This window comes from Campylobacter sp. Cr9 (assembly GCF_020138295.1).
Classification (GTDB): domain Bacteria; phylum Campylobacterota; class Campylobacteria; order Campylobacterales; family Campylobacteraceae; genus Campylobacter_E.
In genome coordinates this window covers 23,591-47,119 of the sequence record NZ_JACGBH010000011.1, presented here as the reverse complement: position 1 = coordinate 47,119, position 23,529 = coordinate 23,591, and the positions used below count along the sequence as shown (strand labels likewise).

The following is a 23,529-nucleotide window of genomic DNA, read 5'->3' as shown; positions in this document are numbered from 1 at the left end:
TTTTTAATAATCAAAATCCAAACCCTTACAAGCAAAAATTAAAAGTCTAATTCCTATTTCAAATTCTTGTTTAATTTCTTAATATTTTCAATTTTTAAATAAATCAACTATAAAATTATCGAGCTTTAGCTGATTAGAAAAATAAAAATATTTTGCTAAAACTAAAATACCGATAAGTTCTTCGGTTTTGAAATCTAAAAATTGTTTAATATACTCATTTTGATTTCTGATTATATTTTTTACCAAATCATTATTACTTAAAGCATTATCCATAACATCAAATATATCACTAAAATCATCTTTAATTAATAAAAAATGCTCATTCGGAATTAATCTTCCTTCCATAAACCAAGTTTCATATTTTAATCTTGGAGTAATTGCAATTGAATTTGAACTCATAATCCATTTTAAATTTGTAGCTACATCCCAACCTTCAAGAGAGATAATAAATTTATACTTAAGCTGTTCTTCCTTGCTTAAATACCCCCCCCCATTAGATTTAATTACATTTCCTAAATTTAATCTATTGCTATCTTTAAATTTATTCATAAAATCTATTCTGTTTTGCTGAAGACAAGCACCTCTAAAGACGGCTAAATCTAATTTATTTTTAAAATCAATATTGTCTTTTAAAAAGCAAAAATGTCTTCTACTATCAAGTTTTAAAATAACATTAGAACTATTTATTGGTCTTGATTTTGTAATTGTTGTTTTGAATTCAGTCGCACAATCATAAAAAAATTTATTTACTTTAAAATCTTTTGAAAAATATTTGCTAACTTTATAAAAATCAAAAGAATAAGATGTTTTTTTAAGCAAGTTGTCTTTTAAACTTGCATATTCAATATCTTTTATCGGTAAAACCTCAAAAAAATCATTTATATTATTATAATAATTAAGCCTATTTTTAATATTGTCTAATTCTACTGGCTTTAAGTTTTGAACTAAACTTAACTTATTTTTTAACTTATTTGTAAAAAACACTCTTGGTATCATCAAAGAAGACAAACCTTTAATATTCATTATCATTCTACTCATTTTATAATTCCTATTTCAAATTCTTGTTTAATTTCTCAATACTTTTGCAAAGTGCATTTATTAAATAATCAATATCATTAAAATCATGCGTATAATGAAGACTTATTCTTAAAAATCCAGGTTTTGCATTAAAGTTTTGATTATCAACTAGATTCATCAAATCATGCGCATAAGGACCAGCACACGCACACCCTGCCCTAGTCTCAATCCCAAAATCATCGCTTAAAACCTTAGCCAAATCATAAGGACTTATTCCTAAAGAATTAAGAGAAAAAATCGGAAGCCTATCTTTTACATTCATAGCATAAATAGTGATTTTGTATTTAAATTGAACTTTTTTAATGGCATTTAAAAAATATTCTTTTAATTCATTTTCTTTTTCTTTAATCACTTTTATACCTATATTATCACGAATTCTAAAAGCTAATTCACTTTTAATAACTTGCAAAATAGCAGGAGTTCCACCCTCTTCAAGGCTTTCAAAATCACTTAAAAACTCATAATTACTTCTACTAACATAGCCAACCGTTCCACCTGCTGCAAAAGTTGGAATGCTTCCTATATAATCATTTTTAATAGCTAAAAATCCGCTTGTTCCTACTCCACCAAGCATTTTATGACCTGAGAAAAATAAAGCATCATAAGGTATTTCTATATTTTCATAAGGAATTGCAGCACTTGCATCAATTGCTAAAATAGCTTTATATTTTTTTGCAATTTCGCTAATTTTATTAAGATTTGCTCTAATGCCTGTTATGTTACTTACTGCATTAAAGCTAAAGATTAATTTTCTATGAGAGTTTTTTTTACAAATTCGCTCCAATTCGTATAAATCGCTATTAAAGTCCCTTGAATTAAGCCTAATACACTCACACAAACCCTCTTTAAAACTAAGTTCATTTGAATGATGCTCCATTGCACTTACTATCACTAATGGTAAAGTGCTTTTATCTATATTTTTAAAATATTTTTCTTTAACTAAAGGCGGCACATAAATACCAAGTAATTCTTGAAATTTTTTAATAGCAGCACTAGAGCCACTCCCACAAGCAATCAAGCTATAATCCTTGCTAAGCCCTAAACTTTGTTTTATATAGTTTTTTGCGTCTTTATAATATTTGCTTGTAAGCTTAGAATTCTTAGCGCTATCTGAGTGAGTGTTTGCGTAAGTTTTTAAAATATTTTGCATTTTAAGTTCAATTGATTTTAAAGCTAAAGCACTTGCAGTATAATCAAAATATTTGGTATTTTCATCTAAAATTATGTCGCTTTTTAGCTCTTCTATTTGCATTTTTGCCCTTTGTAAAAATTAATAAAGTAAAATTAGCACAAAAAAATTAAGGGGTAGTTATAGAATTTTTAGACTTTTGCAAAAGGTATCCGCATTTATATCCTAATGAAGCTTTAGAGTTTTATGCTGTTTTTGATGATAAAGAATTTAAACCTAGCTTAAATGATATTAATTACTATATAAAAGAGCTAATTAATTCATACGACCCTAATGAATTTAGCGTAAATGATAGCGAATGCAAAGCCTTAATCCACTATGCAAAAAATTCTCGCCTTGAGTTTTCTATAAACAAATACCAAAGTAGATTTAAAGCCAGAAAAAGCTTTCATTCTCTTATAAATCGTGGATTTTTAACACTAGAACTTAATAATAATTTATTATTTTTTAAAGGCTATTACGCACAAAATAAAGTAATATTTAATTCAAACTATGCAAGATTTTATTTTTATTTTTTAAAATCACTTGAAAAAATTATCCTAAAAGATAAAGATTTAGCATTTTCTATAATTTCAAATAATTTTAATAATTACTTATCATATATTTACGAGCAAATCGCTAAACAATGGTGCGAAAAAAACTTTAATATAAAAGGCATTAAAAGTATTTGGGGTAAAGACTATGAGTGTGATATTTTTTATAATAATTATGAATTAAGCTTATTAGGAGAAGTTAAATTTAAAGGCAAAAAAATGTGCCTTAGCTCATATTCAAGATTATTGCAAAAAGCAAAATATTTAGGATTTGAGCCTGATTATTTCGTGCTTTTTTCTCAAAGTGGCTTTAGCAATAAACTTCTTAGCCTAAATGATAAGAGATTAATATTAGCAAATCACGAAAGCTTTTTTAAGTCTTGAGCTAGTTTTAAACATTCATCAAGAGTTGGATAAGCTGGAATAATTGAATTTATTTTTAAATCACTTAAAGCTTTTTGAGTGCTTTTACCAATTGCTATTATATTTTTTGGAAAAAAATCATAAAAATAAGCAAAATCTCTAACCCCAGAAGGTGCTAAAAAAATCAAAATATCATCTTCTTTAATCTCTTCATTAAAAGGCATAAAATCATTGCCTAAAGGCTCTTTTAATCTATGATTTGAATACGATACAACGCATCTTAAATCAATGTTATTTTTATACAAAAACTCATCTAAATCACTAATAATTTGCAAAGCCTTAAAATAAACACATTTTTCATCTTTAATTAAAGGCAAAATCTCGTATTTAAACTCACTTGCGTGTGCAGTACTACCTGTATAAAAAACATTTAAACCTATTTCATTTAAATAATTTGTAGTCGCACTACCTATGCTAAAAATCTTTTTATTTTTTAAATTAATATTATTAATTTCACAAGCTTTTACAGCATTTTTGCTTGTAAATATAACTACACTAAAATCATCATTTATGCTAAATTCATTAAAAATAATTTCATTTACAAAAATACTTTTAATATTACTTTCGTTTTTTAAGCCAACTACATAAATCATTCAAAGAATAAATCCTTTTCTAATTTACATAATAATAAAGCACAAGCATAAGAGCATTGCTCTTGCATATAAATCCTATCACCTTTTAGCTCTAATCTTTCATGTAAAATTAGCCCTGTATCACTAATAGCACTTATATAAACAACACCACTTTTAGTTCCTAAATCATCATTTGTACCTAATACTCCAGTGCAAGATATAGCATAATTTGCCTTTGTAAGTTTTAAAACCCCATTAGCCATTGCTAAAGAACAATTTTGAGAATATACAGCACCATTTTCTAAATAAAAATCATCTACATTAAGCCAAGCTTTTTTGCTCTTATTTGAATAAGTTACCACACTTCCTTCATACACTTCACTAGCACCATCAATCTTAGTAAAATTGCTTGCTATCATTCCTCCGGTGCAGCTTTCTGCAAGGCTAAATTTTTTATTATTTTCTTTTAGTTTTGTGATTATATGTTTATAAATATTGTTTGTAAAAAGTATTTTTTTAGGAAATAATGATTTGATTGAATTTAAAAACCCTACTTCATCAGAATATTCATTAGTAGTAACTTTTACATACAATAAATTATCCAAAATTGAAAATATATTAAGACTTACTCCATAAGGTTTAACGCTAGTATTTAATAAAATTTCAGCACTTTCTAAGTCCAAATCACTTATTAAAAAATCATAATTTGCTTTTGCTGTATGTAAAATCTCAGGCAAATAAAAAGCACTAGCCTTTAAAACATTAATTGAAATACCATTTAAATCAATTAAAACTGAGTTTTTTTGATAAACCTTAGTATCAGCTATAATAAATTCATCATCAACTAAAAATAATTCACATTCTTTTAAGGTTGCAAGTATTTTATTAATCATTGAAAAAGAATGCTCATCTGCAATTATTGTGATTAATTCATATTTTTTTGCATCAATTTCTAAAAGCGTGTTTAGTTTAGAATCATCATCATTTAATTTTATTATTGAATTAGTTATTAAATTCTTTTCTTGTAGTTTTCTATCCACAAAATTGCAAAATGAATTATTAAAACTCAAATCTTTTGTAAAATATATTAATAAATGTTTCATTTCTTATCCTTTTATTTAAAAAAGTATAGCAAAATAAGTGCATTTTAACAATCAAAAATTATTACAAGGGCACATTATGGATTATAAAGATACATTATTATTACCTAATACCACTTTTGAGATGAGAGCAAATCTTTATGAAAATGAAAAGAAGAGTTTTGAAAAATTTTCATCATTTGCATATCAGCAATTAAGAGATAAAAAAGCTCCGAAGTTTATTTTACACGATGGACCTCCTTATGCTAACGGACATTTACATATAGGTCATGCTTTAAATAAAATCTTAAAAGATACTATCAATAAAACTAGATATTTTTTAGCAAATAATTCTATTAGCTATACTCCGGGTTGGGATTGCCATGGTTTGCCTATTGAACAACAAGTTGAAATTAAATTAAAGGATAAAAATCCAACTATAAAAGAAATTCACGACGCATGCACCGATCATGCTAATGAATTCATAGCTATTCAAAAGAAAGAATTCCAAGATTTAGGAATTATAGGAGATTTTGAAAAGCCTTATCTTACAATGGATTTTAAGTTTGAAGCAAATATTTATAAAACACTTTTAGAAGTAGCAAAAAACGGACTTTTAATTCAAAGAAGTAAGCCTGTTTATTGGAGTTGGGCTGCTAAGAGTGCTTTAGCTGAAGCAGAAGTTGAGTATGAAGATAAAGAAGATTATTCAATTTTCGTAGCATTTGCACTAAACGATGATGCTAAAGAAAAATTAAAATCACTTGGAGCAAGTGAAAGCGTTTTAAATAATGCAAGAGCTGTTATTTGGACTACTACTCCTTGGACATTACCAGCAAATAAAGCAATAGCATTAAATAAAGATGAGCTTTATGTATTAGGCGAAAATGGTCTTATCGTAGCTAAGAAAAGATTAGATGATTTAGCTGATTTTGAAATCAAACCTGTATTAGAATTTAAAGGAGATTTCTTAGAAAATACAAACGCATTAAATCCACTAAATAATAATAAATCACAATTCATTACAGGTGATCATGTTTTAATGGATGGTGGTAGTGGTCTTGTTCATACTGCACCAGGGCACGGAGAAGATGATTATTATGCTTGTCTTAGATATGGAATAGAAGTTGAAATGCCTGTTGGCGATGATGGTTGTTATGATGAAAATATTAAAAGATTAGTTCCAAATAAACCTGAATTACTTGGAATGCATGTATTTAAAGCAAATGAAGTAATACTTGAATTATTAGGCGAAAACCTAATAAAAAGCTCAAAATTCATTCACTCATATCCATTTTGTTGGAGAACCCACAAGCCTATAATTTATAGAGCTACAAAGCAATTTTTCATAGCTATGGATAAAGAATTTTACAATGGTATGACTTTAAGAGAATTAGCTTTAAAATCTTTAGACGATGTTAATTTTTATCCAAAAGCAGGAAAAAATAGAATCGGAACAATGGTTGCAAATCGCCCTGATTGGTGTATTTCAAGACAACGTTCTTGGGGTGTGCCTTTGGCTTTCTTTAATGATAAGTCAGGGAATTTAATTATGGATTTTGAACTTTACGAACACCTTGCAAGTATATTTGAAAAAGAAGGCGTAAGAGTTTGGTGGCAAAAAGAAATAAAAGACTTATTACCTGCTAATTCAAAATATAAAGCAGATGAATTAGAAAAAGTTACCGATATTTTAGACGTTTGGTTTGATAGTGGTTCTACATTTAATGCTGTTTTAGCTAGTGGAAATTACGATATTAAAACAACTCAAGCTGATATGTATTTAGAAGGAAGCGACCAACATCGTGGATGGTTTCAAAGCTCATTATTACTAAGTGTAATTTTAAACAAACAAGCACCTTATAAAGCGGTTTTAACTCACGGATTTACCGTAGATGAAAAAGGTAGAAAAATGAGTAAGAGTTTAGGTAATGTTATAGCACCTGAACAAATTGCGAAAAATTACGGCTTAGAAATATTTAGGCTTTACATTACATTATGCGATTATTCAACTGATGTTAAATTAGGAGAAAGCATACTAAAACAAACTAGCGAGCAGTATAGAAAAATAAGAAATACAATAAGATTTTTATTAGCAAATACAAGTGAATTAAAAGCTTATAATTATGATTTTAGCGAACTTGATAAGATGATTTTAAATAAAGCTTATAATGTATTTGAACTTTATAAAAAATCTTTCTTAGAATATGATTTTGCTAAGGGTATGAATGCACTTTGCACTTTCTTAAGTGCTGATTTAAGTGGCGTTTATCTTGATGTTTGTAAAGATAGCTTATATTGCGATGCAAAAGATGATAGTAAAAGAACTGCATCAATTACAGCAATGGCTTTAATACTTAAAAAATTATTAGTTTTATTAGCGCCTGTTTTAACTCATACTACAAACGAAGCTTGCGAACACGCAAATAAGTTTATAGTAGGAAATATTAGAAGTATTTTTGATTTAGAAGACTTTGATTTAAAGGCTTTTATCAAAGAAAGTAAATATGATTATGAATACTTATTAAAAACTCGTGTTAAGTTTTATGAGCAAATTGATGTTCTTAAAAAAGAAAAAGTTATAAAAAGCACATTAGAACTTAACTTATCAACCGATGATGAAACTATTTTAGGCTTTAAAGATGCAGCTGATTTTTATTCTTTAAGCAAGATAGAAAGCTTAAATAAAGATGAAACATTGGCAAGTTTTGAACTAGATGGCAAAAAATACAAAATCACAAAATCAAGTATGCATAAATGCCCTAGATGTTGGAAATATTTAAGCACTAGTGATGATAGCTTATGTCCTAGATGTGAAAAGGTTTTAAAATGAGCGAACCTGTTAGCTTTGAGCTAATAGCTAGCACAATTATAGTTCTTGCTATAATTTGTGCTATTGGAGTAATTTTAGTAAATAAAGGAAAGAAATGATAACTTTAGAACAAGCTTTAAAATTAAGCGATAATGAATTAATAGAATTAAAAAAAGAATTAAATAAATTAGCTTTAGATAATAAGCATTTAGGAGCTTATGTAGAGCAATTAATAAACACTCCTTTAGATGATGTTGATTATTTGGGCGTGCCTGTTGCTATTAAAGACAATATTCAAGTAAAGGGCTGGAGTGTTACAAATGGCTCAAAAATTATGCAAGGATATGTTGCACCTTATGATGCTAGTGTAATTACTAATATGAAAAATAAAGGCTTTGCACCATTTGGAAGATGTAATATGGATGAATTTGCTATGGGAAATACTACTAAAAGTAGTTATTATGGCAAGACTTTAAACCCACTTAATAATTCTTTAGTTCCTGGTGGAAGTAGTGGCGGTAGCGCTGCAGTTGTTGGGGCTAAAATAGCTCTAGCTGCACTTGGAAGTGATACAGGCGGAAGCGTTCGCCAACCTGCTGCTTTTTGTGGTTGTGTTGGATTTAAGCCTAGTTATGGAAGAGTTAGTAGATACGGACTTGCTAGTTATTCAAGTAGCTTAGATCAAGTTGGAGTGTTAACTCAAAATGTAAAAGATGCTAGTATTTTATACGATGCAATCGCAGGTCATTGCAAATACGATAGCACAAGTGCTAATGTAGATTTTGTTTCTACGTTTGATAAATTAGACGCTAATAAAAAATATAAAATCGCAATTATTAAAAATTATATTGATTCATGCTCAGAAGATATCAAAGCAAAAACCTATGAAGCAATAGAAAAACTAAAAGCTCACGGACATAGCATAAATGAAGTTAATTTAGCTGATAGTAAATACGATGTAGCAGCTTATTATATAATAGCTTGTGCAGAAGCTAGTGCAAACCTAAGTCGTTATGATGGTATAAGATATGGAAAAAGAGCTGATGATTTTAAAGACTTAAATGAACTTTATGTAAATACTAGAAGCGAAGGCTTTGGCTTTGAAGTTCGCAAAAGAATACTTCTTGGAACTTTCGTTTTATCAAGTGGCTACATAGATGCTTACTATAAAAAAGCTCAATTAGTAAGAGAAGTAATTACTAGAAAATATAACGAAATTTTAAGTGATAATGATTTAATCTTAATGCCAGTTAGCCCAACATTACCAAAAACTTTTGATGCGAAAAGCACTTCAGTTGAAAGCTATTTAGAAGATATTTTCACAATTTCAGTAAATCTTGCAAAACTAGCAGGGATTAGCATTCCGGTAGCAAAAACTGATGATAATTTAAATGTAAGCGTGCAACTAGTAGCAAAAAGATTTGATGAATTAAATCTATTAAATGCTGCATTAAGCCTTGAAAACGCTGTTAAATAATTAATCTTATTTCCTAATTCAAATTCCTTAAAAATTATTAGAATTTGAATTAGGAATTTGCTTAGTAAATTAAATAAAATAACATTACCTTTAATTAATAATTTTTCTTAAGTTTTATGAAATAAACACCCGTTATATTAACTATTCATTAATCTTAATATATGGTTTTTTCAATATAATTTACATATTTTTTCATTTAATTTTAGGGGATAAAAATGAATAAAACGATTAAGCTATCATTAGTTGCTTTTATGCTTTTAAGTGCTAATGTTGTAAGTGCTCAAACACAATTAACTAACGATACAACAATATTAGCTAATGCTTCTGAAACAATAAATGGCAATAAAACTATTCTTAGCGATACATATACGACTCCAACTGATATTAACCACACAGGTGGAGTAATTAATTTAGGAAAAAAAGGAGAGCTACATAATATTAGTGATGTTAATGTTAGCAGTAGTTTTAAAGATGCTAAATACTGGATATATGGAGATGTATATTTAAATAATGTAAGCTTTAAAAAGCCAAGTGATGGTAATACGGTACATAGTTTAATTATTGAAAACGGCTCTAATTTAACAATGCTTGGCGGAAGCTTAGATAATATTGCAATAAATTTAGGTAGTTCTACAGCAGGTTATCAAGATAGCATAATTTTTGATAATATTGAGTTTAATAATGTTAAATATGGTTACAATACCCCAAGAACAGCCTATTTTACTATATTGAATTCTAAAGTTAATAATTCTGATTTTAAATATGAAACCATTTTTATGACTTCTGCTTTAAGTGGGAATATAACAGGTGGCAGTTTAATTATTCAAGAAAACTCTAAAATCTTAGGCAGTATTCAAGCGAGTAATTTAAATATTTCTAACTCTATTGTAGATGGCACAGCTAATAATAGTTTAGATATTTCAAATAATATAATTTTAGATAATACAATAATTAATGGAACAAATGTAATACTTAAAGACAATGCTAGTATTGCTATTGAAAACAATTCACTTGTAAATTCTGAAATAATATTTGGAGCTAATAATACCCTTACAATTGATAGTTCTAGCTATCAAAGTAAGAATGATTTAAGTTTAGCGAATTTAAATCTATTATCAAGCACCCTAGATAACAACCTAACAATTGCTAATAGTATTAATTTAGATAATTCTACATTAAATGGGTCAAATGTAACACTTGAAGACAATGCTAGCATTACTATTAAAAATAATTCAATTGTAAATTCTGAAATAATATTTGGAGTTAACAATAATCTTACGATAGATAACTCAAGTTACGAAATCAAAAAAGATTTGAATTTAAAAAATTTAACTTTAAAATCAGTAAAAGTTGATAAAAACATCACAGTTTCAGAAAATACCGAATTAGATAAGACTGTATTGGATGGTATATTAAATACAAAAACATTAACCGCTAATGAAACAATTTTTAATTCAAATTCTAACATAGCCTGGAGTGTAAATATCAACAATAGCGAATTATATGGTGATTTAATAGCTAATAAAATTGATATTACTAATTCACAAATCATGGGTAAAGATAATAAAACACTACAATTTCAAGCAAGAAATAATCATATAACATTTGATAATGTTACAACTAATAATACAAATATAAAAATAGCAAAAGATAAATTTTTAATACTTAAAGGAGTTAATACCTTAAATAATATTAATGTCACAAACGACCTAGCATTGTCTGCAAACAAACACCAAATAGTTATAACTAACAATTCAAACACAACAATAAATGATAGTATTATCAACAATTCAAGTATAAATCAAAATTCCTCTACAGAATTTAATGGAAAATTAGTTATTAATAATTCAGAAATTACAGACACTAATATAGGTGCTATTTTTAATAACGACCTTTATACTAGAATTCCTACACTAGAATTAAACAATGTTAATTATGTTAATAACTTAGCTAATAGCGGTATTTATGCAAGAGATATCATTATTAATGGTGGATATATAAAGGCTAATGAATTATATGGAACAGATACAGAAATAATGCCTGAAGGTATAAACGATACGTATACTAGAAACCATACAAGCGTTACTATCAAAAATAATGCCGTTATTGATAGTAAATTAGATTCTGAAAAGCTTATAATTGAAAATTCTACAATTAATGGAGATTTACACGCAATTAAAAATATTGATCTAACAGGTGCAAAAATAATCGGTGATATTAATGCAGACGACTTAAATGTGGCAAATACTGATATTAATTCAAGCCTTATAAATATTGCCAATAACGCTACTATCAATAATACTCAATCAAATAAAGTAATAGGTAATTTTAATATAGGAAATGATTTTGCAATAAGTTCAGCTAATATTCAAGGTAGTTTTAAAGTAGGAAACAATTTAACACTTACTAATTCAGCTATTACGGGTGATATTGAAGAAGTAAAAAATTTAAATCTAAATGATTCAAGCATAACTACTAATAAAATAGTATCAGCAAGCAATGATATAACTATCACAAACACTACCAAGCAAACTAGCTCAGCTAATTTTAGTGCAGGTAATAACTTTACTTCTACTAATACAGAATTTAGTGGAAATATAACTACAAACAATCTTTTAAGCGATAATAATAGCACCTTTAAAGGAGAAGTTGTAGCTGATAGTATTAATGCAGTTGGCTCAACCTTTGAAAACACCCTAACTATTACAGGAAATAGTAAAAACAATATCTTAGATAATGCTACTTTAAATCAAGGAATAAGTATAGATAGTAAAGATGCAAGTATAAACATAGTAAATGGCTCTAATATAAAAGGAGCTATTAAAAACGAAGGAACAATAATAGTTGATAAAAACTCAAATATTTCTCACGAAGTTAGTGGAAGTGGTAAGTTAAATACCGATAGTGCTACTTATAACGACAATGTTAGCATGGGAAGTATTGAAGGAAGTGGCAATACATTTATAAAAGATGTTGAAGTTACTAATAAAGATAGTGTGCTTAATGTAGGAGATAATACTTTTGGTGGAAACATCAAGGTAGAAAACGGCACAATTATGGCAGATAGCTCATTTAATCTAAAAGACCTTACAGCAAGTAATATTAATATAAAAAATGAAGATATTAATACTAAAGATAAAATCAGCACAAACAATGTAAGTGTAAGCGATAAATTGCTTATAGAAAACATTGATGTTAAAGCTAATCAAATAAGCGCTAAACAAGCTGAAATCGTAAATTCAAACGTAACATCAAAAATCTTTTTAAAAGGTAATGATGATAAGGCAACTAGCGTTTATGATAAGGCAGAAATCACAAGTGGAAACTACACTATAAACAATTCAGCTATTAAAGGTGGAATTAGAGTAGATAGTCTAAGCGTAAATAATTCAAACATAGTAGGACAATTAGCAGTAAATAAACTTAATGCTACTAATTCAACTTTTTATATCACAGGTGGTGGATATAATACTTCTTTATACGAGCATTTTAGTGGAGCTATCATAGCAAAAGAAGGTGCAAGTGGTGGAAATAATACAATCAATATTTCAAACACAAATATAGGTAAACTAATAAATGGCTATGTTCCAGTAGCAATCATAAACAACAAAGCACCTAATGCTAGTAGAGCTGACATGCTTGTAGCAAGTCCTAAAATAGTAGAACAAGAATTTTTTAAAGTAACTTACACAACCCCTATTTCAACAATCTTTTTATCACCTAGCGTAGTTCATTATAATAAAATTGACGATGGAACAAGTATTAAAGAGATTTGGAGCGTTGGGCTTGCGGGCAAAGAACTTAGCGAAAGCGAAGTAATAGATATTATCAATGGCAAAGGAAACGCAAATTATTCTACTACTCAAGCAGTAGATAAAAATTATAAAGATTATATTATGAGCGAAGTATTTGATAATGCAACAAAAAAAGAACTAAATAGCATTATTTATAATCCTTATTTCATAGCAAAGAACAATTTAGATATTTTAAATGATAGATATACTTACCTAAGAACTGATAATAAAAATCATGGTTTTTGGCTAGATAATAATTATTCATATAATTTTTATAATGACATTAAGCTAAAAAATAAAGGCATAAGTGTAGGAGTTGATAATTTTATTGACTTAGACAAATTAAGCGTAAGTTATGGAGCATTTACAAACACTTCAAGACTTAGTTTAGATAATGCTAAAATAGATACTAAACTAATCGGAGCTTATGCTAGTACTAATTTTTATAATGGAGTATTTATTGATTATTCTTTAGCTTATGCAAGTCTTAAGCATAAATTTGATGCTAAAAAACTTGAGTTTAATAACACTTACTACACTAATTTATGGCAAGCAAGTATAAAAACAGGACATAGATTAGGAACTACAAGTTATATAGAGCCAAGTTTAGAAATAAATGCTACTAGATTTCAAAAACATAATGTAAAAACAAAAAATGTGCAAATCACAGCAAATCAAGGAACATTAGTAAGCTTAAAAACAGGTGTAAAAGCAGGAGTTGATTTAAACAAAAACTTTAGCTTAAAAACTGAATTAGCTTATTATAATGATTTAAATAAATCTCCTAAAGCTAATGTTGTTTCTATGCTTGAGAGTGATTTTAGTGGCATTAGAGATTATGGTTTAAATGCTAAATTAGGCTTATTAGTAAAACCTAGCAATAAACTTGATATTAATGCTGATATTGCCAAAAAGATTTCGCTTACAAACGAATCAAATTATAAAGTAAATTTAGGCTTTAATTATAAGTTTTAGTAATTACTCTTTTTAGAGTAATTACTCTTAAGATTTTTAATCTATTAACTATAAAAAAAAATTAGACTTTTTATCTTGCTAAGGCTGTTTAAATTCCTATTTCAAATTCTAAGAGAAATTTAAAAGAATTTGAAATAGGAAATACAAAGTAATTTTGCAGATCAAAATTACAATAAAGATGTGGAAAATTGCAGTTAAAAAATCCATCGAGCTGCGAAGCGATAGTGTAGCAGGTTATGGATTTTAGGCAATTTTTCCCTGCAGTGGCGTTGTCAGGATGGGGGATGGGGTTTTAGGAGAATGGGTAAGGAACGACTTCGCAATTTAAGTCCTTACCCCTTCCCCTAAGAAAAGAATTATAAAAACTACAAAAAATCTTTTTTAACAAACGAAATTCCGAATTCAAATTCTTTTTGAATTTACTTAGAAATTACATTGAAAATTAAAGAAAAATGAAATTCCTATTTCAAATTCTTAAAACTCTAACCACTTTTAAGACCATTCTTAATACTTAAATTAAAGCCTAAGAGTTAGGGATAATGTGAGTGAATTTGTCTATTGTAAATCTTTTAGACTTACAAAGATGGATATTTATTCTTAAGATTAAAGGAATATAAAATAAGATTTTTAAAACTTAATTTCCGAATTCAAATTCCTTTTAAATTCGCTTAGAAATTACATTAAATTTTCAAGAATTTGAAATAGGAATTATAAAAATTATTTCCCATTTCAAAAATTATGAAATAGGAAAATAAAATTACTTGATTTCTACGCTTTCTATAATATCGCCTTGGCGGATACTATCTAGCACTTTTAAACTCTCATCATCATTAATTTGACCAAAAATAGTATGAACTCCATCTAAATGTGGTTGAGCTGAATGGCAAATGAAAAATTGAGAACCACCAGTATTAGGACCAGCGTGAGCCATTGATAAAGTTCCTCTTAGATGTTTATGCTCTTGATTTTTGCATTCACATTTGATATTCCAGCCTGGACCTCCAGTGCCTGTTCCATTTGGGCAACCACCTTGGATTACAAAATTAGGAATTACTCTATGAAACTTAAGTCCATTATAAAAACCACTTTTTACTAAATGAGTAAAGTTTAGCGTTGCTTGTGGGCTATCTTTAAATAATGTAAGTTTCATTTCGCCTTTATTTGTCTTAATTATAGCTTCATTAATATTTTCTAAATCTGCTAAATTTTCATATACTTTTAACATATTAATCCTTATTCTATATTTGTATAAACAGCTTGAACATCATCATCATCTTCAAGCTTATCAAGTAATTTTTCAAGCTCAGTAATTTGCTCTTCACTAAGGCTAATCGGATTATTTGGAATATACTCAAGCTTACCGCTAACAAGCTCTAATTTTAACTCATCTATGCCTGTGCTAAGCTCTTTAAAGCTATCATAAGCTCCAATAATTCTTATATTTTCGCCTTCATCTTCTAATTCTTCTAAACCAAAATCAATAAGACTTAATTCTAATTCTTCTAAATCAAGTTCAGGTTTTTTGCATATAAAAACACTCTTTCTTGAAAATAAAAACTCCAAACTTCCATTTACAAGTGGAGTTGCTCCGTTTTTATTAAAAATCGCTTTAATATTTGCAGCAGTTCTATTTGTATTATCAGTAGCAACCTCAACTATTATTTGAACTCCATAATTTGCTTTTGCTTCATAATGAAGACTTTTAATATCATTGCCATCTTTTCCTGCTGCTCTTTTTATTGCCGCATCAATATTGTCTTTTGGCATATTTTGAGCTTTTGCAGTTGCAATTGCTGTGCGAAGTTTTGCATTCATTTCAGGGTCAATTCCACCCTCTTTAGCAGCTACTTCAATAGCTTTAGCAAGTTTTGGAAATATCTTACTCATCTTATCCCAGCGAGCTTCTTTTGACGCTCGTCTGTATTCAAACGCTCTTCCCATTCTTTACCTCTTAATATTAAAATAAAGCCTTGATTTTACAAAAACAAGGATAACTAATGATTAGACCTGCTAGAATGAATGATTATAAAGCTTGTGAGATTTTAGACCTTGCTATGTCCGAATTTAGCGAAAACTTTTTTAATGAGCGAAACTATCATAAAAAAATTGAAAAATTTTATGAGTTTTTTGGCAAAGAAAACACTAGATTTTGCTTAGAAAATCTATTTGTCTATGAAAAAGATAATAAAATAATAGCAATTTGCTGTGCTTATGGCGATAAGGAATACAATGATGATGCTTTAAAAGAGTTTTTAAAACAAAATAATTCAAATTATGAAATTATTAAAGAATGTGATACAAATGAATTTTATCTTGATAGCATTGCAGTTTTGCCTGAATATAGGGGTCGTGGAATACTTAAAGAATTTATAAATTACTTAGAAAATATTGCTAAAAACAAAAACTATAAAGTGATTTCTTTAATTACTAAAACTCCTAAAGTCTATGAAAAATATGGCTTTTTTATAATTAAAGAATGCGAAGATTTTAAAACTTATTTTAAAATGTTAAAAGAAATTTGAATAAATAAGCTTACAAATCGTACAAAAAACAATGAATATAAATGCCTTTCTAACCAAATTAACATTAATTTTTAAAAGGCATTTACCACCCAAATAAGCTCCTATTATTCCACCTATTCCCATGATAAGCCCTAATTTAATCAAGATTTCATAAAAACACAAAAAGAAAAGCAAAGAACAAACATTGCTAGTGGTATTTAATACTTTTGTATTAATTGAAGCTTGTTTTAAATTAAATCCAAGTAAGGTTGTAAATGCAAGTATCCAAAACGAACCCGTTCCAGGGCCTATAAAACCATCATAAAATCCTAAAACTATCCCAAAAATAATTAAAAAGCTTGTAGTAGTTAAAACAGCCTTTTTATTAATTGCACCTAAATTTGGCTTAAAAATAGTATATAAAAAAACTAAAATAAGTATAGCTAGAATTAAAGGCATTATTTTTTCATTTGAAATTAAAAGCAAAGTATAACTACCTATGATAGAAAAAATTGCAGTTATTAAAATTCCAAGCTTTAATTCTTTGAACTTTATTTCTTTTCTTAGGCTAAAAACAGCCGAAAGTGCTGCCATACTAGCTTGAAGTTTGCTAGTTGCTATTGCTAAACTAGGCGGAACTCCTAAACCCAAAATAACAGGCAAAGTAACAAGCCCACCACCACCTACAATAGCATCAATAAAACCACCAACAAACGAAGCTAAAAAGCCTATAAAATATTCTAAAACACTAAATTCCAAGTTCAAATTCCTAATTCAAATTCCATTAATCTTCTTTGGCTTTTAGGCGTTTTTTTACTGATTTTACTTTATATTTTAAATTATCGTTTCTGCTTTTATGAATATCAAACTTTGCCACTAAATAAACCCTATTTTTATCAATTAATTTATTTGCTTTATTTAGTATTTTTAAAGCACTTTTTAAATCATCAGTCTCAACGCTAGTTCCCATAGCACCTAATTTGTGCTTTATGTTTTTCTTGCGTAAATACTCAATTATAGGTGCGATTTCTTCGCTTTTACTATCATCGCTCATTGAAAAAATACAAAAATCCATTGTTACACTCATTTTATCTCCTTTATAAATTTAATTATTTCTTCATTTTTTGCTCTTGTGGTTCTAAAATTATTTACCACATCATCGCTTTTTTTACCTATTGCAATAGCACAAATTATAATCCCATCTACTCCATTTGCTCTAATAGTGTCGCAATACTCTGCAACACTACCTAAAACGCAAGTATCATAGCCTAAAGAAGTCGCTGCATTTAAAAAATTAGCCAAAAATATACCAGCATCAAGCAAAGAACCTTCACTTAAACCTTTATCAATATGTAAAATTGCAAGATTTTTTGCATTAAAAAATTTATAATTTTTATGCCATTGCTCTAAGCGTTTTTGTTTGTCATCACGCTTAATACCTAGTGCTTCATAAAGCCTAAGTCCAGTTTCAAATCTTCTGCTTTTATAAGGTTCAAACCAAGTATTAGGATATAATTTCACATCTTGACTTTTTAAACCATTATTAAGCGCAAAAAACAAATCATCACTAAGTTTTATAAGTGCATTGCCACTAAAAAAGCTTAATTTTGCAGGCTGCATATTCGTTGCACTTGGGCTTAATTTTGCTAATTCAACTATTTTTATAAGCTCATCTTCGCTTAATTCATAATCAATAAAATCTCTACAAGAAAATCTTTTTTCTAAACACTCTTTAAAAATCATAAGAACCTCCCTAAAACAAGCGTAACTGCAAAATATACTAAAATTAAAGCCGATAATATATTTATAATTCTTAATACCTTAACGCTAAAAAAGTCAGTATATTTATAAACAAAAAACGAAAGAGAAAAAATCCAAATAAATATGCTAAAACTAAGTCCTATAAATAAATAAAAAGGATTTTGTTTAGTGCTTAGTAAGCTAGCTACACTTAACCAAAATGTTATTACATAAGGATTTGCAAGGTTTATAAAAAATCCTTTAATAAAATTAAGAAAAACATTAGTTTTTTCTAAATTGTTTTTTATATCTATATTTTTTACAGGTTTTAGCATTAAATAAGCTAGATAAATTAAAAATAAGCTTCCAAATACACTTAAAATATCTAAAAATAAATCGTTTTTAATAAATTCTAAAACACCAAAACTAAGAACAAAAAGATAAAGCAAATCAGCTACAAATGCACCTAAGCCTAAAGAAAATGCGTTTTTAAAAGTTTTTAAAGCATAACTTAAAATGAGAATATTAACAGGGCCAAAAGGAACGCAAACCCCAAGCCCTAATAATATCCCATCAAATAATTCATTCATCGCTAGCTAAACTAAGTCCTACTTTGCCGTCTTTAATTTCGCTTACGATTACTTCTAATGTATCGCCTTCATTAAAGCTCTTGCCTTTGATTTTGTTAGAATGTAAAAGTCCATCAACACCATCTTGTAATGTTACAAATACACCAAAATTAGCTATTTTTTTAACAATTCCATTAAGCTTAGTTCCTATTTCAAATTCTATTTTAGCAGCTTGCTTTTTGCCCTTTGATTTAGGCTTTAAAACTTCGTTTAATATATATTCTTTAGCAGCTTTTACTTCTTGACCACTGATTTTTACTTCGTTTTTATCTCTATCTAAATCTATGCTAACGCCGTATTTTTCAATGATTTCTTTTATAGTTTTTCCACCTTGACCGATGATTTCTGGAATATCGTTTGCACTTACACTAAAAATCTCAAGTTTTGGCAATACATCTTCATTAATTACAATATTTTTATTAGCTTCCTCCATTAGATTTAGGATATGTAATCTTCCTTTTCTAGCAGCTTCAAGTGCTTCGGTTAAAATCTTTGTACTTACTCCACCAAGCTTAATATCCATTTGCATTGCTGTAATTCCATCAGCACTTCCAGCTACTTTAAAATCCATATCCCCATCATGATCTTCAAGTCCCATAATATCGGTTAATACTGCATATTCATCACCTTCAATAATAAGACCCATTGCAACTCCAGCTACAAGTTTTTTACTAGGAACTGCTGCAGCTCTTAGTGCAAGTGAGCCACCGCAAACACTTGCCATTGAGCTACTTCCGTTACTTTCTAAGATTTCTGAAACTAATCTAATTGTATGAGCGTAATCTTTGCTAACTGATGAGCTTAAGGCTCTCTTTGCTAAGTTACCATGACCTAATTCTCTTCTTGAAGGTGCTTTTAAAGCACTTGCTTCGCCTACGCAAAATCCTGGGAAATTGTAATTAAACATAAACTTATCATAAGTAGTGCTTTTGTTAGTTAGCATTTCAATTGCTTGTGCGTCGTTATCACTACCTAAAGTACAAACCACTAAAGCTTGAGTTTGACCTCTTGTAAATAGACAAGAACCATGAGCATTTGGTAATATATTTGTTAAAATACTAATAGGACGAACCTCATCTAAAGCTCTTCCATCAGCTCTTCTTTTCTCAGTTAAAATCTGCTTTCTTACTATATGTTTTTTAAGGCGATTTAATTCATAATCAAGCTCAGCCTCGCTCCACTCATTATTAATAAATGCTTCATCTTGAGCTACTTTTAAAGCGATTGCTTTAAGCTCGCTTGCACGCTCACTCTTTGCCATTTTATTAATAGCGTTTTTTACTTCATCTAAGTAATTTTGCTCTAAATATTCATATACAGCTAAATTTTCACTATCTGCTTTATAATTAAATACAAAAGTTTTTTTATACTCTTTAAATGTGTTATAAAAATCATTGCTAATGCTTAAAATATTGCTTTTTGCAAATTCAAGTGCTTCTAATAACTCAGCTTCGCTCATCTCATTCATTGAATTATTAGTTTCGTTTGCTTTCATCTCTATCATTAATAATTCATCTCTTAGCCCACTTACAAATAAATCAAGGCTTGAAAGCTCTAAAGAATTTGAATCAGGATTTAGAACAAAGCCATTTTCATCTTTTGCAACCCTTACACCAACTGCAGGATAAGATATTTCAATATCGCTTAAAAATAAAGCCGCACTAGCTGCATAAAGTGCAAGTGGTTGAATATCTACATTTGCTTCAGCTGAAAGTAGCATTACTACAATATGAGTTGGGTGCAAATATCCTTTTGGAAAAAGTGGTCTTAGGGTTCTATCAATTATTCTTGAAGTTAGGGTTTCGTAATCACTTGGTTTTGTTTCTCTTTTTACAAAGCCACCTGGTATTTTGCCTGCTGCATAAGTTTTTTCAACATAGCTAACTGTTAAAGGTAAAAAATCTTCGCTAACAACATCATCTTCTCTAGCAACGCTAGCAAGCATAACAGTTTTTCCACAGGTCATTAATACGCTTGCGTTTGCTTGTTTTGCAACTAAATCTAAATCAAATACTAATTCTTTATCATTTATTTTAATTATTTTTTTCATTAATCTCCTTTTGATACGGCAAATAATAATTGCTCATCTCTAAAATTTCACACGCATATTCACTTGAAATATCAAGCGATTGCTTATAGTAATAATCCTTATCTATAAAATGCTCAATTTTTTCCAAATAATATACTTTATCAAATAAATCCACATAATATTCATAAGAACTAGACGCTATTAAAGCGCTTGCGTATTTTATACTTCTTACCCCAAGACCTAATAAGCTTTTATGACAAACATTAATAGTAAGTCCGCTGTTTGAGCCTTGATCTAGTAATAAAATATCCTTTCCTGCAAGATTGCTAAGCGGTAAGGATTTTCTAAATTTCGCAATTTTTGCCATAATCGCTTCATCATAAAGCAGAGTGCTCATTGATAAAATATAATCTTGACTTATTGAAAATGCTTCAATTAATTCTTGAATATAAACTATATCTCTTGTTTCACTAATTTTTGCTATTTGACATTCATTATTTGGAGCATATATGCCTTTGTTAAAAAGCATATCATAATATAAATTAAGTTCATTTGCAATAGTTTCTATAAAAGGAATATTCTTAATACTATTACCTATAATTATGTGGCCTTCTAATTCCTTGTGCTTTAATAATTTTTCACTAAATTTATTAGCTGCTTGCAAAGGATTATCAAAAATCATAACTTTCATCTCCTTTTAAAGAAAAATTATATTTAACCCCACCGATAGGATAAAGATTAAATTTCAAATACACTCCCCTATCTCTTACTGACTTTACTCCGTTTTGGGTTAATTTTGCGCTTGTGCTTTCTTTAAATTCTAAAGAGTAATTAATGCAGCGTTTTTTATGAGTAAAACCTATGCTGTAATTTTCAAATTTTTTATTATTTAGATTAAACCAAGCTTGAGAATAAATGGTATTGTTTGTTATAAATTCATATTGAAATTTACTTGTTAAAAATCTATCATAAGGCCTATTATTAACTAAAATTTCATTAATTTTATTGTAATAAAAACCTGAGCTTATCTTAAATGGATTACTTACATAAACACCTTCTAAGAAAAATCTATCAAAACTAGAATTTTTGAATGAATATTCTGTTGTATTATTTAAATAAAAATTATTATTAAAATAATACTTGATTTGATTATTTAGTATATTAAACTTAGCATCTTCTGTTCTTAAACTTAAGCTATGTTTTAGTTTTTTGTTTTCATTGTCAAAAAGTATTTGAGATAATTCAATATTAAAAGTTAAATCATCGTAAGTATTAGGGATAAAAAACTCATTTTCTATTTCTTTAGAGCCTGTTCTAAGACTAGCACCAAAACCAAAATTTATATTATGCAAATAATTATCATATTTTTTAAATAAATTTGTATAAATTGATGCTGTATGAGTTGAATTAAAATTATAATCGTTGTTTTTTTCGTAATTTTTATAAAGGTTAATTCCTAATTCAAATTCTTCGCTCAAAACTAAGTTTATATAATCATCAAATAAGCCCTTATTAAACTCAATAGGAACATAAAAATGAAATCTATCTAATGTGCTTCCTTTTCTTCTATAAAAATTACTATAAGTAAAATCAGCCTTGTAATTAATATAATTATTAAAAAGCGAATCATAAAATCTATGATAATGAAGATTTGGTATTTCTTGTAAAGTATAGTCTTGATTAATACTTGAAGTATCTTGATAATACTTAATATAAGCTCCATAATAATCTTTATTATTTGTATAAAAATAATTTAATTTTGAAGTAATAATAGCATCATCATGATTATCCTGAAAGCTTGATAAATTAAGGTAATCAATATCGCTTAATCTTAAAAAATCTAAATATAATCCTTCTTGATTATTTTCGTTTTCGTTAAAAATCTTATCTCTTTCATAATGAACATTAAAGCCAAAATGTTCGTTAAATTTCAAATCTTCTTTTTGTGCATAGGTGCTAAATTCTTTAAAATAACCAGCTCCAAAATTACCTTTTGAAAAAGGGCTATCTACAAAGCGAAAATTTGAATATATTCCATAACCCCTATTTGTTCTAATTTGTGGTCTAAGCTCTAAGTCCATTCTATGATTTATAGCCCAAAAAAACGGCTGTTCGTAATTGATTGATTCTTTACTTCTAATAGAAAACTTTGGAACTAAAAAGCCAGTTTTTCTACTATCATCAGTATTTATTGCAAAATAAGGCATATAAAAAATAGGAACATTTTTAAATCTTAAAATCATTCCTTTTAAAACTAAATCTTTAGTTTTTACATCGTATCTGCCTTCTTTAAAATCTATACTCCATTCTGGATTTTCTACATTACAAGAACTAATTCTTGCATTTTTTACAATGAATTGATTGTCTAAATATTCACTATTTTTACTCTTCATCCATACTTCTATAAAAGAATTGCTTATAAAAAAATCATCAAAATTAGCACAAGAATTGCTTAAATTTATCTTAGCATAGCTTGATAGTGAAGTTTGATTATTATTTATTAAAAAAACATCTCCAAATAATTCTAATTCTTTAGTATCAGGATTATAAACACCACTATTTGCTCTAGCAAAATAGTTCTTTTTAAACATTATTAAATCATCATCTGAAAAGATAAAATTGTTTTTTTTAATTAATTCATTTGATTGGATTTCAACCAACTCAGCGTTTAAGATAAACGAAGTAAATATCAAAAAAGA

Annotated in this window: 18 protein-coding genes and 1 pseudogene; 6 read left to right on the top strand and 13 right to left on the bottom strand. The window is 28.0% G+C overall.

What is annotated here, in order from left to right; genetic code table 11:
* Positions 1 to 87 precede the first annotated feature (87 nt).
* Positions 88 to 1,038: a glycosyl transferase family 90 gene (locus AVANS14531_RS06570; protein WP_336611773.1), complete on the bottom strand. Its 951-nt coding sequence runs from the start codon at positions 1,036 to 1,038 to the stop codon at positions 88 to 90.
* A 10-nt stretch (positions 1,039 to 1,048) separates the two neighbouring features.
* Positions 1,049 to 2,329, bottom strand: a complete 1,281-nt coding sequence (locus AVANS14531_RS06565; protein WP_336611772.1) for an aminotransferase class V-fold PLP-dependent enzyme — start codon at positions 2,327 to 2,329, stop codon at positions 1,049 to 1,051.
* 59 nt (positions 2,330 to 2,388) lie between these two features.
* Here AVANS14531_RS06565 and AVANS14531_RS09265 point away from each other — a divergent pair.
* Positions 2,389 to 3,000 (top strand): annotated as a pseudogene (locus AVANS14531_RS09265) (hypothetical protein); the annotation flags it as partial.
* Positions 3,001 to 3,018: 18 nt separating this feature from the next.
* Entirely contained in the window at positions 3,019 to 3,183 is a 165-nt protein-coding gene (locus AVANS14531_RS06560) for a hypothetical protein (RefSeq protein ID WP_239818204.1), read from the top strand.
* On the opposite strand, the gene AVANS14531_RS06555 is transcribed toward AVANS14531_RS06560, so the two are convergent.
* The gene (locus tag AVANS14531_RS06555) at positions 3,159 to 3,815 is read right to left on the bottom strand and encodes a uroporphyrinogen-III synthase (protein ID WP_336611771.1); all 657 of its coding nucleotides are present in this window, start codon (positions 3,813 to 3,815) and stop codon (positions 3,159 to 3,161) included. The two genes, AVANS14531_RS06560 and AVANS14531_RS06555, sit on opposite strands and share 25 nt — an antisense overlap.
* Positions 3,812 to 4,897, bottom strand: coding sequence for a CinA family protein (locus AVANS14531_RS06550; RefSeq protein WP_336611770.1), 1,086 nt, complete (start codon positions 4,895 to 4,897; stop codon positions 3,812 to 3,814). The genes AVANS14531_RS06555 and AVANS14531_RS06550 overlap by 4 nt, the downstream gene beginning before the upstream one ends.
* Before the next feature lie 76 nt (positions 4,898 to 4,973).
* On the opposite strand from AVANS14531_RS06550, the gene ileS reads away from it, so the two are divergent.
* The 3 genes from ileS to AVANS14531_RS06535 all read left to right on the top strand — a co-directional run bounded on the left by ileS (position 4,974) and on the right by AVANS14531_RS06535 (position 13,931).
* Positions 4,974 to 7,706, top strand: a complete 2,733-nt coding sequence (gene ileS / locus AVANS14531_RS06545; RefSeq protein WP_336611769.1) for an isoleucine--tRNA ligase — start codon at positions 4,974 to 4,976, stop codon at positions 7,704 to 7,706.
* Between the two features lie 94 nt (positions 7,707 to 7,800).
* Positions 7,801 to 9,162: an Asp-tRNA(Asn)/Glu-tRNA(Gln) amidotransferase subunit GatA gene (gene gatA, locus AVANS14531_RS06540; RefSeq protein WP_336611768.1), complete on the top strand. Its 1,362-nt coding sequence runs from the start codon at positions 7,801 to 7,803 to the stop codon at positions 9,160 to 9,162.
* 215 nt (positions 9,163 to 9,377) lie between these two features.
* A complete protein-coding gene (locus AVANS14531_RS06535; protein ID WP_336611767.1) occupies positions 9,378 to 13,931 on the top strand; it encodes an autotransporter outer membrane beta-barrel domain-containing protein in 4,554 nt (1,517 codons plus the stop codon).
* Positions 13,932 to 14,688: 757 nt separating this feature from the next.
* Here the strand turns inward: AVANS14531_RS06535 and AVANS14531_RS06530 are convergent.
* Positions 14,689 to 15,156, bottom strand: a complete 468-nt coding sequence (locus AVANS14531_RS06530; RefSeq protein WP_336611766.1) for a peptidylprolyl isomerase — start codon at positions 15,154 to 15,156, stop codon at positions 14,689 to 14,691.
* Positions 15,157 to 15,164: 8 nt separating this feature from the next.
* Positions 15,165 to 15,872 carry a YebC/PmpR family DNA-binding transcriptional regulator gene (locus tag AVANS14531_RS06525; RefSeq protein ID WP_239818197.1) on the bottom strand — a complete coding sequence of 236 codons (708 nt, stop codon included), beginning with the start codon at positions 15,870 to 15,872 and terminating at the stop codon, positions 15,165 to 15,167.
* A 56-nt stretch (positions 15,873 to 15,928) separates the two neighbouring features.
* Between AVANS14531_RS06525 and AVANS14531_RS06520 the strand changes: the two genes are divergently transcribed.
* The gene (locus AVANS14531_RS06520; RefSeq protein ID WP_336611765.1) at positions 15,929 to 16,453 is read left to right on the top strand and encodes a GNAT family N-acetyltransferase; all 525 of its coding nucleotides are present in this window, start codon (positions 15,929 to 15,931) and stop codon (positions 16,451 to 16,453) included.
* Here the strand turns inward: AVANS14531_RS06520 and AVANS14531_RS06515 are convergent.
* The 7 genes from AVANS14531_RS06515 to AVANS14531_RS06485 are packed head-to-tail and all read right to left on the bottom strand — an operon-like array spanning position 16,439 to position 23,523.
* The gene (locus tag AVANS14531_RS06515) at positions 16,439 to 17,191 is read right to left on the bottom strand and encodes a TSUP family transporter (protein ID WP_239818195.1); all 753 of its coding nucleotides are present in this window, start codon (positions 17,189 to 17,191) and stop codon (positions 16,439 to 16,441) included. The genes AVANS14531_RS06520 and AVANS14531_RS06515 overlap by 15 nt on opposite strands.
* Positions 17,192 to 17,216: 25 nt before the next feature.
* Positions 17,217 to 17,519 (bottom strand): thiamine-binding protein, encoded by a 303-nt coding sequence (locus tag AVANS14531_RS06510; RefSeq protein WP_336611764.1) that lies wholly within the window; start codon positions 17,517 to 17,519, stop codon positions 17,217 to 17,219.
* Positions 17,516 to 18,175 carry a nitroreductase family protein gene (locus AVANS14531_RS06505; protein ID WP_336611763.1) on the bottom strand — a complete coding sequence of 220 codons (660 nt, stop codon included), beginning with the start codon at positions 18,173 to 18,175 and terminating at the stop codon, positions 17,516 to 17,518. The genes AVANS14531_RS06510 and AVANS14531_RS06505 overlap by 4 nt, the downstream gene beginning before the upstream one ends.
* A complete protein-coding gene (locus AVANS14531_RS06500) occupies positions 18,172 to 18,762 on the bottom strand; it encodes a LysE family translocator (protein ID WP_336611762.1) in 591 nt (196 codons plus the stop codon). The genes AVANS14531_RS06505 and AVANS14531_RS06500 overlap by 4 nt, the downstream gene beginning before the upstream one ends.
* Positions 18,755 to 20,851: a polyribonucleotide nucleotidyltransferase gene (locus AVANS14531_RS06495; protein WP_336611761.1), complete on the bottom strand. Its 2,097-nt coding sequence runs from the start codon at positions 20,849 to 20,851 to the stop codon at positions 18,755 to 18,757. The genes AVANS14531_RS06500 and AVANS14531_RS06495 overlap by 8 nt, the downstream gene beginning before the upstream one ends.
* Positions 20,835 to 21,521, bottom strand: a complete 687-nt coding sequence (locus AVANS14531_RS06490; protein WP_336611760.1) for a sodium:proton antiporter — start codon at positions 21,519 to 21,521, stop codon at positions 20,835 to 20,837. The genes AVANS14531_RS06495 and AVANS14531_RS06490 overlap by 17 nt, the downstream gene beginning before the upstream one ends.
* A complete protein-coding gene (locus tag AVANS14531_RS06485; protein WP_336611759.1) occupies positions 21,502 to 23,523 on the bottom strand; it encodes an LPS-assembly protein LptD in 2,022 nt (673 codons plus the stop codon). Before AVANS14531_RS06485 ends, AVANS14531_RS06490 begins: the two co-directional genes overlap by 20 nt.
* Positions 23,524 to 23,529 lie beyond the last annotated feature (6 nt).

Coding starts and splice junctions, on each gene's coding strand:
- AVANS14531_RS06570 (WP_336611773.1), bottom strand. CDS start 1,038: ATGAGTAGAATGATAATGAATATTAAAGGTTTGTCTTCTTTGATGATA.
- AVANS14531_RS06565 (WP_336611772.1), bottom strand. CDS start 2,329: ATGCAAATAGAAGAGCTAAAAAGCGACATAATTTTAGATGAAAATACC.
- AVANS14531_RS06560 (WP_239818204.1), top strand. CDS start 3,019: ATGTGCCTTAGCTCATATTCAAGATTATTGCAAAAAGCAAAATATTTA.
- AVANS14531_RS06555 (WP_336611771.1), bottom strand. CDS start 3,815: ATGATTTATGTAGTTGGCTTAAAAAACGAAAGTAATATTAAAAGTATT.
- AVANS14531_RS06550 (WP_336611770.1), bottom strand. CDS start 4,897: ATGAAACATTTATTAATATATTTTACAAAAGATTTGAGTTTTAATAAT.
- ileS (WP_336611769.1), top strand. CDS start 4,974: ATGGATTATAAAGATACATTATTATTACCTAATACCACTTTTGAGATG.
- gatA (WP_336611768.1), top strand. CDS start 7,801: ATGATAACTTTAGAACAAGCTTTAAAATTAAGCGATAATGAATTAATA.
- AVANS14531_RS06535 (WP_336611767.1), top strand. CDS start 9,378: ATGAATAAAACGATTAAGCTATCATTAGTTGCTTTTATGCTTTTAAGT.
- AVANS14531_RS06530 (WP_336611766.1), bottom strand. CDS start 15,156: ATGTTAAAAGTATATGAAAATTTAGCAGATTTAGAAAATATTAATGAA.
- AVANS14531_RS06525 (WP_239818197.1), bottom strand. CDS start 15,872: ATGGGAAGAGCGTTTGAATACAGACGAGCGTCAAAAGAAGCTCGCTGG.
- AVANS14531_RS06520 (WP_336611765.1), top strand. CDS start 15,929: ATGATTAGACCTGCTAGAATGAATGATTATAAAGCTTGTGAGATTTTA.
- AVANS14531_RS06510 (WP_336611764.1), bottom strand. CDS start 17,519: ATGAGTGTAACAATGGATTTTTGTATTTTTTCAATGAGCGATGATAGT.
- AVANS14531_RS06505 (WP_336611763.1), bottom strand. CDS start 18,175: ATGATTTTTAAAGAGTGTTTAGAAAAAAGATTTTCTTGTAGAGATTTT.
- AVANS14531_RS06500 (WP_336611762.1), bottom strand. CDS start 18,762: ATGAATGAATTATTTGATGGGATATTATTAGGGCTTGGGGTTTGCGTT.
- AVANS14531_RS06495 (WP_336611761.1), bottom strand. CDS start 20,851: ATGAAAAAAATAATTAAAATAAATGATAAAGAATTAGTATTTGATTTA.
- AVANS14531_RS06490 (WP_336611760.1), bottom strand. CDS start 21,521: ATGAAAGTTATGATTTTTGATAATCCTTTGCAAGCAGCTAATAAATTT.